Genomic DNA, 14,357 nt, shown 5'->3' with positions numbered 1-14,357 from the left:
GTTGCAATTCGGCTACGCGGTGTTATTTTCGATGGCATGGGCCGTTGGAAACGGGTTGTCGCCATCCTGCTGGTCGCCGCGGTCGTGCTCGTCCTCGAGAGCTGGACGGTGCGCGCCACCCCAACAATGTTCAAGAACTGCACCTACACCCGGACCGGTGACGGCACCGTGCGGCCGCCGTTCTCACTGACCCCGGTGCTGGGCTCGGTGAAGGTGACGCTCAAGACCGACCGCGGCACCCTCGAACTGCGGCTCGACCGGCAGAACGCCCCCTGTGCGGTGCACAGCTTCACTCATCTCGCACTCCAGCGGTACTACCACGGGACCCCGTGCCCGCGCCGTACTCGGGCGATCCTCGAGTGCGGTGCGGGGCGGCCCGGGTACCGCTTCCCGGTCGAGCTCACCGGCAAGGAACAGTACCGCCGCGGCGTGGTTGCCCTGAGCAATCAAGGCGCCGGCAACAGCAGCGCGTTCTTCCTGGTCCACGGCGTCCACGGCGCCCCACCCAACTCCACCATCATCGGTGTCGTCAGCAACGGCCTCACCGTCCTCGACCGCATCGCGGCCGAGCCCGGGCAACCCGTACAGGTGCTGGAAGTCCTCGTCGGTTAGAGAACCGGAAGGAGTTTGTTGAGTTCGAACGGCGTGACCTGGCGGCGGTAGTCCTGCCATTCGGCGCGCTTGTTCCGGAGGAAGAAGTCGAAGACGTGCTCGCCCAGGGTCTCGGCGACCAGCTCGCTCTCCTCCATCGCGTGGATGGCCTCGGCGAGGCTGCCCGGCAGCGGCTTGATGCCGAGCGCCTTGCGCTCACGCGGGGTCAGCGACCAGACGTCTTCCTCGACCTCGCGCGGTAGCTCGTAGCCCTCCTCGATGCCCTTCAGGCCGGCGGCGAGCATCAGCGCGAAGGCGAGGTACGGGTTGGCGGCCGAATCCAGCGAGCGGAACTCGACGCGCGACGACTGACCCTTGTGCGGCTTGTACATCGGCACCCGCACGAGCGCGGACCGGTTGTTGTGACCCCACGAGACGAACGACGGCGCTTCGTCGCCGACGGCGAGCCGCTTGTAGGAGTTCACCCACTGGTTCGTCACTGCGGTGATCTCGGCCGCGTGGTGCAGCAGGCCGGCGATGAACGCGCGGCCGGTCTTGGACAGCTGGTACTGCGCGCCGCCCTCGAAGAAGGCGTTCCGGTCACCCTCGAACAGCGACATGTGGGTGTGCATCCCGGAGCCGGGCTGGTCGCTCAGCGGCTTCGGCATGAAGGACGCGTAGATGCCCTGCGACAGCGCGACCTCCTTCACCACGACGCGGAACGTCATGATGTTGTCCGCGGTCGACAGCGCATCGGCGTACCGCAGGTCGATCTCCTGCTGGCCCGGGCCACCCTCGTGGTGACTGAACTCGACGGAAATCCCCATCGACTCCAGCATCGTGATCGCCTCACGGCGGAAGTCGTTGCCGATGCCCTGCGGCGTGTGGTCGAAGTACCCGGACGAGTCGACCGGCTCCGGGGTCGTCCCGACCGCGCCGACCAGCGACTTGAACAGGTAGAACTCGATCTCGGGATGCGTGTAGAAGGTGAACCCGAGGTCGGCTGCCTTCGACAGCGTCCGCTTCAGCACATGCCGCGGGTCGGCGAACGACGCGGACCCGTCCGGCATGTTGATGTCGCAGAACATCCGCGCGGTCCCCATCGTCTCGCCGCGCCACGGCAGGATCTGGAACGTCGACGGGTCCGGCTTGGCCAGCATGTCCGCCTCGGTCACCCGGGCGAACCCCTCGATCGCGGAGCCGTCGAACCCGATCCCCTCCGAGAACGCGCCCTCCAGCTCGGCCGGTGCCACCGCCACCGACTTCAGGAACCCGAGTACATCGGTGAACCAGAGCCGCACGAAGCGTACGTCGCGCTCCTCGAGTGCGCGCAGTACGAACTCCTGCTGCTTGTCCATCGGTCCACCTCGATTGTCGGTTTGTGCGGCCCTCACACAGTGTGCCCCGCCTCTGTTAAGCAGACGTTACGTGCTGCGGGCGACATGACACGTATCAGGCCCTACCGTGTCCTCGTGCAGATGATGTTCCGGGTCGCGCTGATAGTGGCCGCGATCCTGTGCGTGAGCGATCTGCTGCTCTCCACGGCGCGGTTCGTGCAGTCGATCCGGAATCGCCGGCCGGCCGAGCGGGACGTGCTCGGGCGACGCTGGCTGCCGCTGCCGGAGATCGGTTTCGGGATGTGCGCGTTCTGCTTCCCGGGGCTGATCACGCTGGGGCTGACCCACCACGACGCCGACAATCTGCCGACCCGGCAGATCCTGCTGGTCGCCTTCGTCTTCGGGTACGCCGGTGCGGTGCTGTCCCGGGTCGTTCGGACTCCCGGTCCGGGTGGGCGCCGGTTCCGGCTACGCGCCGGCCTGCTGCTGGGCCTGCCCGCTGCCTTCGGGCTCATCTTCGGCCTCTCCGGCATCGCGGTCTGACCTGCGCTTCTTGAACCAAGGCACGATCCGCTCCAGCGGGGCGAAGGCGAGCCAGCAGACCACGGTCGGCAGGAAGTGGATCAGCAGGATCGCCGTGTTCGCCACGTGGAAGCCGATGAAGAACAGCGCGCCGATCAGTTGCCACCGGCCCTTGAGCCAGAGGATCACCGGGGACAAGAACTCCGCGACGAACCCGACCCACTGCATCACATGCAGCATCCACGGGTGGTGCAGCAGCCACTCCCCGACCGGATGCGGCCGCCGGACGATCGCCCAGGTCAGGATCGCGCTGCTCGGCCAACTGAAGTTCCACCCCGGGCTGCGCACCTTCGCTACCCACGACAGGAAGTACGTCGCGATCACGGAGATCTGCACGCAGCGCACCGCCCACCCGGCCGCCTCGGAACGCGTCTGATCCCCGTACGCCGCTCGTCCGCGTCTCGTCGATCTGACCGTCGGCAGCACCCAGAGCGCCACGACGAGCGCCAGGTGGTCGTGGTCGACCTTCCCATCGCTCATCCCGATCAGCACCCACCACGTGAACGCCGGGGCGACGACCCACCCGGCGATCCGCGGGAACCAGTTCGTGGCACCGATCAGGCAGGCCACGATCAGAACGACGTACAGGGCGGTGGTGTTCGCGACCGAGGGCTTCGGGAGGTCGAAGATCCGGGCCAGCAGGAGCGGTTGGTAGAGACCGGGATGCTCGCCTTTGAGGCGGGTGTCGCGGACGAACGCGTGCATGTCGAGGATGACGAAGAGGTACAGGACCGTCCGCAGCCAAGCGACCCGGGCCAAGGCGATCTTCGGCGTGAACCAGTTTGCTACTCGGTTCATCGACGCACCTGCCACGTCGCGAGCACCTCAGGCGTCGGTGGGCCGACGACCCGGCCTTTTACCAGTTGTGTGGTGTCGCGGATGAGTTCGAGTTTCACGTACTGCGGCTGGTCGGGGTGCTTGTTCTTCCAGCCGTCGGCGACCTGCTGCAGCAGCGACGGGTCCTTCTCGATCTCGCCGGTCCGCGCCTCGATCTCGGCCCGGGCGACCCCCGCGCCCTCGATGTTCAGGGGTACGTCGACCGTCGTACCGGCGTCGGTCTGCGCACTGATCCGGGTGAAGGTGACCGAGGCGTCGTCGGCGACCGCACCGGCGTACTGCGACATCGGGCCGAACGGCCACGCGTCGTCGGAGGCCCGCGCCGACCCGTTGATCAGCAGCACGATGCCGACCACCGCGATCAGCACCCGGACCGCCTTGCCGACCCGCCCGAGCCTGAGCTCACCATCCGTCACCCGACGTATTAGACCAGAACGGTTTGACCGGGCTTCCGGTAGGGGATTTTCCTAAGCATGACCGCCCCCGAAAGTTTCCAACCCTCCCGACGGACCCTGCTGCGCGGCGCTGCCGCCTCCGGGGTCCTGCTCGGCGGGATCGCGCTCCCCACGACCGCGGCGTACGGCGCCCCGGCCCCCCGCTGCTACACGCGCTCCGAATGGTCGGCCCGGCCGCCGAAATCCGCCACCCAGGTGATCGCCAAGCCCGACCACATCGTCATCCACCACACCGCCTCCCCCAACGTCACCGACTATTCGCTGGCGGCGGCGTACAAGGTCTCGCACTGGATCCAGGACCTGCACATGGACAAGAACGGCTGGATCGATGCCGGGCAGCAGCTGACGATCAGCCGGGGCGGGTTCCTGATGGAGGGCCGGAGCAAGTCGCTGTCGTCGATCAACAACGGACAGAACGTGCTCGGTGCGCAGACCGCCAACCACAACAGCCACACGATCGGGATCGAGCACGAAGGGATCTACGTCTCGGCGAACGTGCCGGTGGCGTTGTTCGACATGTCGGTGCTGACGTGTGCGTGGCTGTGCACGAAGTACGGGCTCGATCCGCACGTGGCGATCGTCGGGCACCGGGACTACAACGCGACCCAGTGCCCGGGTGACGTCTTCTACGCCAGGCTGCCGGAACTGCGGGACCGGGTGGCCGCGGTCTTGTAGGTGAACCAGCGGATCAGCTTCTCGAACGGTCCGCGGTTGTTGGCCTTGCGCATCCGATCGGCCATCAGGACGGTTGCCAGCCAGGTGGCGATGGCGAGTAACGCTGTGGTCGTGGTGGTGAGCGTGCCGGAGAGGTCGAGCAGGTAGGGCGTGAAGACGATCGCCCAGACGACCGACTGGCTGAGGTAGCAGGTCAGCGACCGCTGACCGACGGCGGCGATCGCCAGGGTGAACGGGCCCTGGCGATCAGCCAGCTTGCGAGCGATCAGCACGATCAAAGCGGCGTACCCGAAGCCTCCGAAGACACCGGTCGCGTCGTGCAGCGGGCCGAGGACCGAAAGGTCGTCCGCACTCGGGCGGTCGATGATGCCGCCGATCACCAGCGACACCGGCAGCGCGCCGACGATCGCGATGCTGAGGCCGGCGACCGCCGTCGTCCGCAGCAGCCTGAGGTGCTCGTCGGGCCGTTCGAGGATGCGCCGGCGGCCGGCCCACAGCCCGATCAGGAACGGAGTCATGAATCCGATCGGGCCGAGCAACGCGATGTACGGCTGCACGGCGAGCCGGTCAGCGAACTGCTCGATCAGGTTGACCGGCAACATCGCCGGATCCGTCGCCTCCGTCATCGTGGAGAGCGAGTCGTCGGTCGGCAGCGCGGTCAGCACCAGGAAGAGGCCGGCCACGACGAAGAGCCAGATGTCCTTCCAGCGCAGGGCCCACACGCCGAGGAACAGCAGCACGCCGTACGCGGCCAGGATGTCGCCGACATACAGGAGCATCCCGTGCACGAACCCCAGCACCACCAGCACCAGACTCCGCCGCCACAACAACTTCCGGATCGGCCACCACTCCCGCCCGCTCTCCCGCTGCCGCCGCACGATCTGCGCCACGCCGTACCCGAACAACACCCCGAACATCGGAAACGCCCGCCCGTCCACGAACGTCGAGATCACCGCCCCGACCCCGCGATCCAGCACCGACCCGCCCACCGGAAACCCACCGAACGACCGGTCCCCCGCCACAAAGTAATGCGAGTTCGCCAACGCGATGAACAACAACATGAACCCCCGAGCCAAATCCGGCCCCAGCGCCCGCTCCCCCACCCCAGTAGGCCCACCACTCATCGTCATCCCCCCACTCAACCGCCCACCGCCCCACCACCACATCCAACGAAAGTCGCCGCCACAACGAACCTTCGTCGCTGCTGGACGGGTACGACGCGCTCGCCACCCTCCAACGTCCGAACATCCGGAGACCACGCCTGCGGGTTCTTCGGACGTTGTGGCGGGACCGGGGTACCGCGGTGGCTAGCTTTGCCGACCGGCCGATTTCGCTGGCCAGGCAGCGAAATGTGGGGTTAGGCACCGTGAACGCGAGTGCTTAACCCCCAATCTGGGTGCTGAGCCAGCGAACTGCGGTCGGCCGAAACAGGGCGGTACGGGTCGTGGCAGGGTGGGGAGATGGCGCAGGTTGTGGTCTTCACCGGTTTGCCGGGGACGGGGAAGTCGACGCTGGCCGAGGAGGTGGGGCGGCGGGGTGGGGTGCCGGTGTTTGCCGGGGACTGGTTGATGGGCGCGTTGAAGCCGCATGGGGTGTTGGTGGGGTTGGGGCGGGCCGAGTTTCTGGCGATGTATTACGGCTTGCTGGAGACGTTGGTACGGCGGCAGTTGATGCTGGGGCAGTCGGCGATCGTGGACTGTTTGGTGGATGACGCGACGGTTGCGGGGTGGGCGCGACTGGCGGACGAGTACGGCGGGCGGTTGCGTGTGATCGAGTGTGTGTGCACCGATCAGGACCTGCACCGGCAGCGGTTGGAGGGGCGGCGGCGGGGGATTCCTGGGTGGCATGAGGTCGGGTGGGATCACGTCGAGCGGATGCGGGTGGAGTATCCGGGGGTGGGGTCGGAATGCTTGCGGGTGGATGCGGTTGAGCCGGTTGGGGTGAACGTTGGGCGTGTCCTGGGGTGGATCGGGGGTTGGAAAGAACGGCGGAGACAGTAGTGTGCTCTCGTGTCTCAGCTTCGGGTGGCTCTTGCTCAGCTCAATGTGACTGTCGGTGATGTGGACGGGAACGCCGAGAAGATCGTTGCCTGGACGCGGAACGCCGTCGAGCGTGGTGCGCACGTGGTGGCGTTTCCGGAGTTGGCACTGACTGGTTACCCGGTCGAGGATCTTGCGTTGCGCGGGTCGTTCGTGGATGCGTCGCAGGCGAAGATCCGGGGGCTGGCGAAGCGGCTTGCCGACGAGGGTCTGGGCGACATCGTGGTGGTGTGTGGGTATCTGGACCGCGCCACCGGTACGGCGATGGGGGTCGACCGGCTCGGCCGTCCGAAGGGTTCGCCGACGAACGCGGCCGCGGTCATCCACCAAGGGCACGTGGTGACGAGCGCGGTGAAGCACCATCTGCCGAACTACGGGGTGTTCGACGAGTTCCGGCACTTCGTTCCGGGCAACACTCTGCAGGTGGTCCGGATCCACGGCGTCGATGTCGCGCTGGCGATCTGTGAGGACCTGTGGCAGGACGGCGGTCCGGTGGCGGTTGCGAAGGCCGCTGATGCGGGACTGCTTCTGGTCATCAACAGCTCGCCGTACGAGGCGAACAAGGACGACGTACGGGGCGAGCTCGTCACGCGGCGTGCTCGCGAGGCCGGCTGCGCCCTTGCCTACGTGAACCTGATCGGCGGCCAGGACGAGCTCGTCTTCGACGGCGACTCGCTGATCTCCGACGCCGAAGGCAACATCTTCGCCCGCGCACCGCAGTTCGAGCAGGGCAGCATGGTCGTCGACCTCGAACTACCCGCCGCGACCGGTACGCCGTCCGGTACGCACGAGGGCATCGAGATCGTGCACACGGTCATCCACGAGGACGCGCTCCCGGCGTACGAACCGATCGCGGCCGCCGTTGCGCCGCGGTTGGCGGACGAGGCCGAGATGTACGGCGCGATCGTCACCGGCCTGCGCGACTACGTGCAGAAGAACGGCTTCAAGTCGGTCCTGCTCGGGCTGTCCGGCGGCATCGACTCGTCGCTGGTCGCGGCGATCGCCTGTGACGCGATCGGTTCCGAGCACGTGTTCGGCGTCTCGAACCCGAGCGTCTACTCCAGTGACCACTCCAAGGACGACGCCGCCGAGCTCGCCGCGCGCACCGGCCTGAACTACCGGGTGATCCCGATCCAGCCGATGGTGCAGCCGTTCATCGACACCCTCGGTCTGACCGGGCTGGCCGAGGAGAACCTCCAGGCCCGCGTCCGTGCGGTGATCTGGATGGGCCTGTCGAACGCCGACGGCCACCTGGTACTTGCTTGTGGCAACAAATCCGAGCTGTCGGTCGGGTACTCCACCATCTACGGCGACGCGGTCGGTGGTTACGCACCGCTCAAGGACGTCCCGAAGACCGTCGTCTGGCGACTGGCCAAGTGGCGCAACGAGGACGCCAAGGCCCGCGGCAAGCAGCCGCCGATCCCCGAGAACTCGATCGCCAAACCCCCGTCCGCCGAGCTTCGCCCGGGGCAGCAGGACACCGACTCGCTGCCGCCGTACGACCTGCTCGACGACATGCTGGACGATTACGTCGAGCTGGACCGCGGCAGCGCCGAGCTGGTCGCATCCGGATTCGAGACCGAGCTGGTGAGCAAGGTGATCCAGCTGGTCGACCGCGCGGAGTACAAGCGCCGGCAGTACCCACCGGGCCCGAAGATCACTCACAAGGCCTTCGGCCGGGACCGCCGGTTGCCGATCACCAATGCATGGCGTGAGGACGCAAGGAAGGCAGCCGAGCACTGAGCGACTCCTGGCGGTACCGCCCATCCGAGAACACACCGTGGGGATCTCCTGAGGAGGTCGGCGGTGATTCAGGCACGTCCAGAGACCGTGACTCCGGCCGGTCCAGGGACGATGTGACTGACCACTCAGCGACAGGCGGTGGCGCTTACCCTGCGCATCAGTGGGACGATGAGGGCATGGTTGACAACTTCATGTCGGCCGGTACCCAGGACGACGACGAGCTGCCCTCGCCGTACGGGACCGGACCGTCGAACCGGACAACCGAAGAACACCGCCGTTCGGACTACGACAGCGACCCCTGGCGGGACCGGCCCAACGGGCTCGGCCTCGACCCGTCGCCGTCGCTGCCGAACGCACCGCGGCAGTTCGAACGCGGCCCCGTGCCGCAGCAGCCGTACGTGCCGAAGCCGCCGTACCTGCCCGGCCCGCCGCCGGCCCAGCCGCCGCAGCAACAGCGGTACCCCGAGCCACCCGCGCAGGCGCCGGCGCCTCAGCAGCCGCCACGTTCGCCGTACGGCGAGCCGCAGCGCCCCGAGTACTACGGGGAGCGCGAGCAGCAGGCGCGGAGTGAAGAGCAGCCGTACGGACAGCCGGCGTACCCGCAGGAGAGCCCGTTCCGTCCGCAGCAGCCGCCTGCCCCGAATCGGCCCAGTCCGTTCGCACCGGGGAACGGGAACAACGGCGTACCGCCGAACCGGCAGGCTCCCCCGCCACAGCAACAGCCCCAGCCGCCTCAGCAGGCATCGCAGCAGCCCCCGCGTCCCCCGGCCGCACCGCAGGGCAGCAACGGCCTGACCCAGCAGGCGCCGCCCGCGTCGAACGGGTCGACCAACTGGAGCAGCCCGGCGCCGCAGCAGAACGGCGTACCGCCGACGACGGGCGCGTTGCCTCTGCAACCGCCCGCGCCGTCACAGTCGCCGTCCCAGTCACAGCCGCAGTCGCCGTCGCCGTCGCCGAGCAACGGCCTGAGCCCGCTGCAGCCTCCGCCCGGTCGGCAGCCGGAGCAGCAGCCACCGGTTCAGCAGTCGCCGGCGCCGTTACAGCCGCCGACTCCGCCACGGGCTCCGGCCCAGCCTGCCCCGGCTACTCCGGCCCCTGCGCCGTCGCAGCCGCAGTCGACTGAACAGAAGGCTGCGTCGACTCCGAGCTATCTGTCGGATCCGAGCGCGGAGTACGAGAGCAACGCCCCGGTGAGCGAGCCGCGGTCGCGGATCGGCGCGCGCCGACGGGCCGACGTACAGCAGGACGCCCCGAGCCAGGTGCCGGCCGAGCACGTCGCCACGCACCGCGCACGCCGCGCCCAAGCAGCAGCAACCGCCACCGCCGGTACGCCGGAGGTCGCGAACTCGTCGGCGCCGTCCGAGAACGTTTCGTCCGACACCGGCGCCCTCAGCACCGGCGGCGATGCGGGAGCGACCTCGGGCGACGCCCCGAGGCGGCCGCCGCGGCGGTACCGGGTCCACCACCTGCGGGACATGAAGAACCGCGGTGAGAAGTGGGCGATGCTGACCGCGTACGACCAGTACACCGCCGAGATCTTCGACCAGGCCGGCATCCCCGTGCTGCTCGTCGGCGACTCCGCTGCCAACAACGTCTTCGGCTACGACACGACCTTGCGCGTCACGGTGGACGAGCTCATCCCGCTCGCCCGCGCCGTGGCGAACGCAGCCGGCCGCGCGCTGGTCGTCGCCGACCTGCCGTTCGGTTCGTACCAGGCGTCGCCGGAGCAGGCCTTCCACACCGCAGTCCGGTTCATGAAGGAAGCCGGCGTCCACGCGGTCAAGCTCGAGGGCGGCCGGACCGTCGTACCGATGGTCGAGAAGCTGACCCAGTCCGGCATCCCCGTGATGGCGCACATCGGCTTCACCCCGCAGAGCGAACACAGCATCGGCGGCTACCGCGTCCAGGGCCGCGGCGACCAAGCCGCCGGCCTGATCGACGACGCCGTCGCCCTCGCCGAAGCCGGCGCCTTCTCCGTCGTGCTCGAGATGGTCCCCGGGGACGTCTCCGCCGAGATCACCAAACGCATCCCGATCCCGACCATAGGCATCGGCGCCGGCCGCGACACCGACGCCCAGGTCCTCGTCTGGCAAGACATGGCCGGCCTCCGTTCCGGCCCCATGCCCCGCTTCGTCAAGCAGTACGCCGACCTCCGAGGCATCCTCACCGGCGCCGCCACCACCTACGCCGCCGACGTAGCCAACGGCACCTTCCCCACCGACGACCACACCTTCTAGCCCCTCCATCCACCGTCTACCGCCGGACGGAGGGGTGCGCCCCCGGCGGACGCGGGAGTGGTGGAGTGGGGAACGGGCCGGTCCGTAAGCCGGATCCTGTTGTGGCGATCATCTATCTACGACGACTGTTGCCAGCCGTCTCTAGCGGCCTACCCGCGAGCTCGGGCGGGCAGCCCTCGAACGCTCGCGCGGACGGCGGTTGCCCGTCGTCCTTCTTGGCCTTGCTCCACGTGGGGTTTACCGAGCCTCCCCAGTCACCTGGGGAGCTGGTGGTCTCTTACACCACCGTTTCACCCTCACCCGCACCTCGATGAACCACGGGGTTCACCGAAGCCGCTGGCGGTCTGTTCTCTGTGGCACTGTCCCGCGGGTTGCCCCGGGTGGGTGTTACCCACCACGTTGCCCTGTGGAGTCCGGACTTTCCTCGGCGCCCACTCGCGTGGACGACGCGATCGCCCGACCGACCCGTTCCGTGATCAGGATACGGCTTCGGCGGCCACCTCCGGCCATCGGCCGTCGGCGCCCCGCTCGTACCGGCGGACGTCGACCACCGCATCCAGGTTCAGCGGACCGTAGATGTGCGGGAAGCTGATCCCGATCCCGTCCAGGTCCTCGTCACACAGCGCCGACACCAGCCGCTCGGTGTCGATCACCAGCAAACTCAGCGGACCGGCCACATCGTCGTACACGAAGTCGGCCACCATCGCGACCTGATCATGCCGCGACGCATGGATGAACGTCGCCCCGTCATCAAGAGACTTGCCCCGCGTCGACCAGCGGTAGCACCCGGCCTCCACAGCCGCCGCCCACTGATCCGGGAACGCGAGATGAAAGATCGTCGCCATGCGGACACTCTAAGTGGTGGGCTGACCTGCAAAATCTTGGGTGATGGATGTAAGAAGTTGGCAGATAGTTTGGATGGTCGCCGAACGAAGTCTTGACGTGACGCTCCGGGGCAGGAAATATCCGATAGCACCCAGGGTTCTCCGCGCCCGGCCGATGGGTCCGCCCCCAAGCTCATCAGTGAGGTCCGATGCACGCCCTCGTGCGCTTACCCCTGCCCAGAATTCGGCCGAAACCCAGAAGACAGCTGAGCGTCCTGCTCGCCGTCCTCCTGACTGCCACATTGCTCGCGCCCACCACAGAGGCGAAAGCAGCAGCCGGTACGACGGCTTGGCACAACGGCTCGTTCGTCGTCGACACCCAGAACGTGGTCCGGCGGTCGAACGTCGTTCTCCAGAGCGCCAACCCAGCCCCTGCCGACTCCCTCCCGCTCGGTAACGGGGCACTCGGCGCGGCCGTCTGGGCGGCCGACGGATTCACCGCCCAACTCAACCGCACCGATACCTTCCCCGACCGCAAATCCCTTGGTCACCTGGTGATCCCGGGACTCGCCCGGCTCACCGCCGCGGCCGACTTCACCGGCACGCTCGATCTGTACGACGGGATGCTCCGGCAGTCGGGTGGTGGCATGACCCTGACGGCGTTCGTGCGGGCCGATACCCAGCAGCTCGTCGTCGACGTCACCGGCGCCGACCCGAACAGCACCCAGACCGCCCAGGTGAAGTTGTGGAGCGGACGCTCCCCCCAAGCCCGGGCAGCAGGCGGTACGGCGGTGCTCGCCGAAACCTGGGTCGACAACAACGGCGCCGGTGCTTCCGGCCGCACGTTCGGATCGCTCGCCGGGCTCACTGCCGGCGGCCGCAATGTCGTTGCGAGTACACCGAACAACCTGACCGGCCAGGTCACCTTCCAGCCCAATGCAGACGGTTCGTTCCGGGTCGTCGTCGCGGCACCGACCTGGACCGGTGGGGACTCGATCGCCACGACCAACGCTGTCCTGGGCGGTGCAGCACAGGGCGAAGTACGGAATGCCCATCTCCAGTGGTGGCACAACTACTGGAGTTCGGCCGGCCTGATCAAGATCACCTCGCCGGACGGCACCGGGGACTACGTCGAGAACCTGCGAACGATCTTCCTCTACGCGAGTGCGGCGCAGAGTCGCGGCGTACTGCCCGGATCGCAGGCCGGTGTCGCCGACCTGTTCACGTTCTCGCAGGACAAGCGCGACTGGTATCCGGCCGGCTACTGGTTCTGGAACCTGAGAATGCAGGTGGCCGCCAACCTGGCCGCGGGACTACCGGCCCTGAACGACCCGATGTTCCGTCTCTACAACGACAACCGGGACGCGATCGCGGCCTGGACCAGCGCGCACATGCCCGGCAAACAGGGCCTCTGCGTCCCGGAGACGATGCGGTTCAACGGCAACGGCACGTACAACGGCGGCAACGACAACGCATCCTGCGACTCGACGATCCCGCCGATGTGGAACTCCCTGAACGTCACGACCGGCGCCGAGGTCGGCCTGTGGGTCTGGGAGCACTACCGGATGACCGACGACCGGGCCTTCCTCGAAAAGCACTATCCGCTGATCAAGGGCGCGGCGCAGTTCCTGCTCTCGCACGCGACCACCGGTTCGGACGGCAAGCTGCACACCCGTTCGAACGCCCACGAGACCCAATGGGACGTCACCAACCCGGCCACGGATATCGCGGCGATGCAGTCCTTCTTCCCGGTCGCCGTGAAGGCTGCGCAACTCCTCAACGTCGACGCGGCCCTGGTCAGCCAGCTCAACGCGGCGATCCCGAAGATCCAGACGCTCCCCCGCACCGACACTGCAACCCAGACGCGGCTCCTCACCCCCGCGGACGATGCCAACGGCAACACCATGATCGGCCCGTCCACCCAACCCGCGGCGCAGCGGCGCAACTTCGAGAACATCGGTCTCGAAGCGGTCTGGCCCTTCAACCTGATCGGCGACAACTCCGCGCTCGGCCGCCGGACCTTCACCGCACGCAGTTACGTCAACAGCCACACCTGGAGCTACGACTCACTCCACGCGGCCCGGCTCGGGATGGCGACCGAAGTGAAGACCTCCTTGCTGGCGGCGATCAGACAGTTCCAGGTCTACCCCTCCGGCATGGCGAGCTTCACCGCGCAACCAGCCTCCGAGCCATACATCGAGCAGTCCGGCGTCCTGGCCGTAGCCGTCCCCGAAGCGCTCGCCCAGGACTACGACGGCCTGCTGCGGATCGCCCCGGCCTGGCCGAGTGACTGGACCGGCGAAGGAACTGTTGCTATCGGCCACAAATCCAAGGTCCACGTCCAGATCACCGCCGGCACGCCGACCACGGTCGCGATCACGTCCGGCGCGAACCAGCAACTCGCCGTACGGAGTCCCTGGCCCGGCCAGAGTGTCACCGTCCTGGACGGACAGACCCGGGCAACCGTCGTCGCCGCGCAAAGCAACGCGACGTTCACGATCCCAGCTCAGAGCGGCCGGTCCTACCTGGTGGAGAAGACCGGCTCGGCCATCCAGCCCTTCCAAGCCCTGTCCGGTACGCCGGCCACCGCGGCCCGGCGCTACGACCGGGTCACGATCGGTCTGCCGAAGGCCACCCCCGGCACCGGCACGATCAGCCTCCGGGCGCGTGCGAACGGCAAGTACGTCACCGCCGGAACCGGTACGCCGCTGATCGCCAACAGCACCACGATCGGTACGGCGCAGCAGTTCGAGATGGCGGATCTCGGCGGCGGCAACGTGTCGCTGAAGGCCAAGGCCAACGGCCTGTTCGTTGCCGCCGACAACGCCGGTGCGGCACCACTGCTCGCGAAGAACGCGACCGTGGGCTCGTGGGAGACCTTCCAGCTGATCCGCAACGGTGACGGCACGGTCAGCTTCCGCGCGCAGATCAACAACAACCTGGTCTGCGCCGAGAACGCCGGTGCCGCCGCCCTGATCGCCAACCGTACGGCGATCGGCCCCTGGGAATCGTTCGATTTGATCAACAACTGACGGAG

General features: G+C 67.8%; 12 protein-coding genes and 1 other RNA gene. 7 read left to right on the top strand and 6 right to left on the bottom strand.

Annotated features, from left to right (window positions below; all coding sequences use genetic code 11):
• Positions 1 to 36 precede the first annotated feature (36 nt).
• Positions 37 to 612, top strand: a complete 576-nt coding sequence (locus ACFCV3_RS31310; protein ID WP_376035944.1) for a peptidylprolyl isomerase — start codon at positions 37 to 39, stop codon at positions 610 to 612.
• Here ACFCV3_RS31310 and ACFCV3_RS31305 read toward each other — a convergent pair.
• Positions 609 to 1,949, bottom strand: coding sequence for a glutamine synthetase family protein (locus ACFCV3_RS31305; RefSeq protein WP_132415057.1), 1,341 nt, complete (start codon positions 1,947 to 1,949; stop codon positions 609 to 611). The genes ACFCV3_RS31310 and ACFCV3_RS31305 overlap by 4 nt on opposite strands.
• Positions 1,950 to 2,069: 120 nt before the next feature.
• On the opposite strand from ACFCV3_RS31305, the gene ACFCV3_RS31300 reads away from it, so the two are divergent.
• On the top strand, positions 2,070 to 2,471 hold the full coding sequence (locus ACFCV3_RS31300; protein ID WP_376036197.1) for a hypothetical protein: 402 nt from the start codon (positions 2,070 to 2,072) through the stop codon (positions 2,469 to 2,471).
• Here ACFCV3_RS31300 and ACFCV3_RS31295 read toward each other — a convergent pair.
• Together ACFCV3_RS31295 and ACFCV3_RS31290 are read right to left on the bottom strand one after the other, a co-directional pair.
• A complete protein-coding gene (locus tag ACFCV3_RS31295) occupies positions 2,397 to 3,308 on the bottom strand; it encodes a hypothetical protein (protein ID WP_376035942.1) in 912 nt (303 codons plus the stop codon). The two genes, ACFCV3_RS31300 and ACFCV3_RS31295, sit on opposite strands and share 75 nt — an antisense overlap.
• Positions 3,305 to 3,763, bottom strand: coding sequence for a hypothetical protein (locus ACFCV3_RS31290; protein ID WP_376035940.1), 459 nt, complete (start codon positions 3,761 to 3,763; stop codon positions 3,305 to 3,307). Before ACFCV3_RS31290 ends, ACFCV3_RS31295 begins: the two co-directional genes overlap by 4 nt.
• Positions 3,764 to 3,820: 57 nt before the next feature.
• Here ACFCV3_RS31290 and ACFCV3_RS31285 point away from each other — a divergent pair, with 57 nt between their 5' ends.
• The gene (locus ACFCV3_RS31285; RefSeq protein ID WP_376035938.1) at positions 3,821 to 4,477 is read left to right on the top strand and encodes a peptidoglycan recognition family protein; all 657 of its coding nucleotides are present in this window, start codon (positions 3,821 to 3,823) and stop codon (positions 4,475 to 4,477) included.
• Here the strand turns inward: ACFCV3_RS31285 and ACFCV3_RS31280 are convergent.
• On the bottom strand, positions 4,429 to 5,607 hold the full coding sequence (locus ACFCV3_RS31280) for a DUF418 domain-containing protein (protein ID WP_376035936.1): 1,179 nt from the start codon (positions 5,605 to 5,607) through the stop codon (positions 4,429 to 4,431). The two genes, ACFCV3_RS31285 and ACFCV3_RS31280, sit on opposite strands and share 49 nt — an antisense overlap.
• A 330-nt stretch (positions 5,608 to 5,937) precedes the next feature.
• Here ACFCV3_RS31280 and ACFCV3_RS31275 point away from each other — a divergent pair, with 330 nt between their 5' ends.
• The 3 genes from ACFCV3_RS31275 to panB all read left to right on the top strand — a co-directional run bounded on the left by ACFCV3_RS31275 (position 5,938) and on the right by panB (position 10,496).
• Positions 5,938 to 6,477: an AAA family ATPase gene (locus ACFCV3_RS31275; RefSeq protein ID WP_376035934.1), complete on the top strand. Its 540-nt coding sequence runs from the start codon at positions 5,938 to 5,940 to the stop codon at positions 6,475 to 6,477.
• A gap of 9 nt (positions 6,478 to 6,486) precedes the next feature.
• Positions 6,487 to 8,259, top strand: a complete 1,773-nt coding sequence (locus tag ACFCV3_RS31270; protein WP_376035932.1) for an NAD+ synthase — start codon at positions 6,487 to 6,489, stop codon at positions 8,257 to 8,259.
• A 176-nt stretch (positions 8,260 to 8,435) separates the two neighbouring features.
• Positions 8,436 to 10,496 carry a 3-methyl-2-oxobutanoate hydroxymethyltransferase gene (gene panB, locus ACFCV3_RS31265; RefSeq protein WP_376035930.1) on the top strand — a complete coding sequence of 687 codons (2,061 nt, stop codon included), beginning with the start codon at positions 8,436 to 8,438 and terminating at the stop codon, positions 10,494 to 10,496.
• A 69-nt stretch (positions 10,497 to 10,565) separates the two neighbouring features.
• Here the strand turns inward: panB and rnpB are convergent.
• Together rnpB and ACFCV3_RS31255 are read right to left on the bottom strand one after the other, a co-directional pair.
• Positions 10,566 to 10,964: RNase P RNA component class A (gene rnpB / locus ACFCV3_RS31260), an RNA gene on the bottom strand.
• 8 nt (positions 10,965 to 10,972) lie between these two features.
• Positions 10,973 to 11,341, bottom strand: a complete 369-nt coding sequence (locus ACFCV3_RS31255; RefSeq protein ID WP_376035928.1) for a DUF952 domain-containing protein — start codon at positions 11,339 to 11,341, stop codon at positions 10,973 to 10,975.
• A gap of 188 nt (positions 11,342 to 11,529) precedes the next feature.
• Between ACFCV3_RS31255 and ACFCV3_RS31250 the strand changes: the two genes are divergently transcribed.
• Complete coding sequence (locus ACFCV3_RS31250) at positions 11,530 to 14,352, top strand: hypothetical protein (RefSeq protein WP_376035926.1); 2,823 nt, start codon at positions 11,530 to 11,532, stop codon at positions 14,350 to 14,352.
• The last annotated feature ends 5 nt before the right edge of the window (positions 14,353 to 14,357 follow it).

Source organism: Kribbella sp. NPDC056345 (assembly GCF_042262745.1).
Lineage (GTDB): Bacteria > Actinomycetota > Actinomycetes > Propionibacteriales > Kribbellaceae > Kribbella.
Note: the sequence above shows the minus strand (reverse complement) of the source record. Positions and strands in the feature narration are given on the sequence as shown.

Bases quoted from the DNA above. Each gene is read 5' to 3' on its own strand.
- ACFCV3_RS31310 (WP_376035944.1), top strand. From the start codon at position 37: ATGGGCCGTTGGAAACGGGTTGTCGCCATCCTGCTGGTCGCCGCGGTC.
- panB (WP_376035930.1), top strand. From the start codon at position 8,436: ATGGTTGACAACTTCATGTCGGCCGGTACCCAGGACGACGACGAGCTG.
- ACFCV3_RS31280 (WP_376035936.1), bottom strand. From the start codon at position 5,607: ATGACGATGAGTGGTGGGCCTACTGGGGTGGGGGAGCGGGCGCTGGGG.
- ACFCV3_RS31275 (WP_376035934.1), top strand. From the start codon at position 5,938: ATGGCGCAGGTTGTGGTCTTCACCGGTTTGCCGGGGACGGGGAAGTCG.
- ACFCV3_RS31250 (WP_376035926.1), top strand. From the start codon at position 11,530: ATGCACGCCCTCGTGCGCTTACCCCTGCCCAGAATTCGGCCGAAACCC.
- ACFCV3_RS31285 (WP_376035938.1), top strand. From the start codon at position 3,821: ATGACCGCCCCCGAAAGTTTCCAACCCTCCCGACGGACCCTGCTGCGC.
- ACFCV3_RS31300 (WP_376036197.1), top strand. From the start codon at position 2,070: ATGATGTTCCGGGTCGCGCTGATAGTGGCCGCGATCCTGTGCGTGAGC.
- ACFCV3_RS31295 (WP_376035942.1), bottom strand. From the start codon at position 3,308: ATGAACCGAGTAGCAAACTGGTTCACGCCGAAGATCGCCTTGGCCCGG.
- ACFCV3_RS31305 (WP_132415057.1), bottom strand. From the start codon at position 1,949: ATGGACAAGCAGCAGGAGTTCGTACTGCGCGCACTCGAGGAGCGCGAC.
- ACFCV3_RS31255 (WP_376035928.1), bottom strand. From the start codon at position 11,341: ATGGCGACGATCTTTCATCTCGCGTTCCCGGATCAGTGGGCGGCGGCT.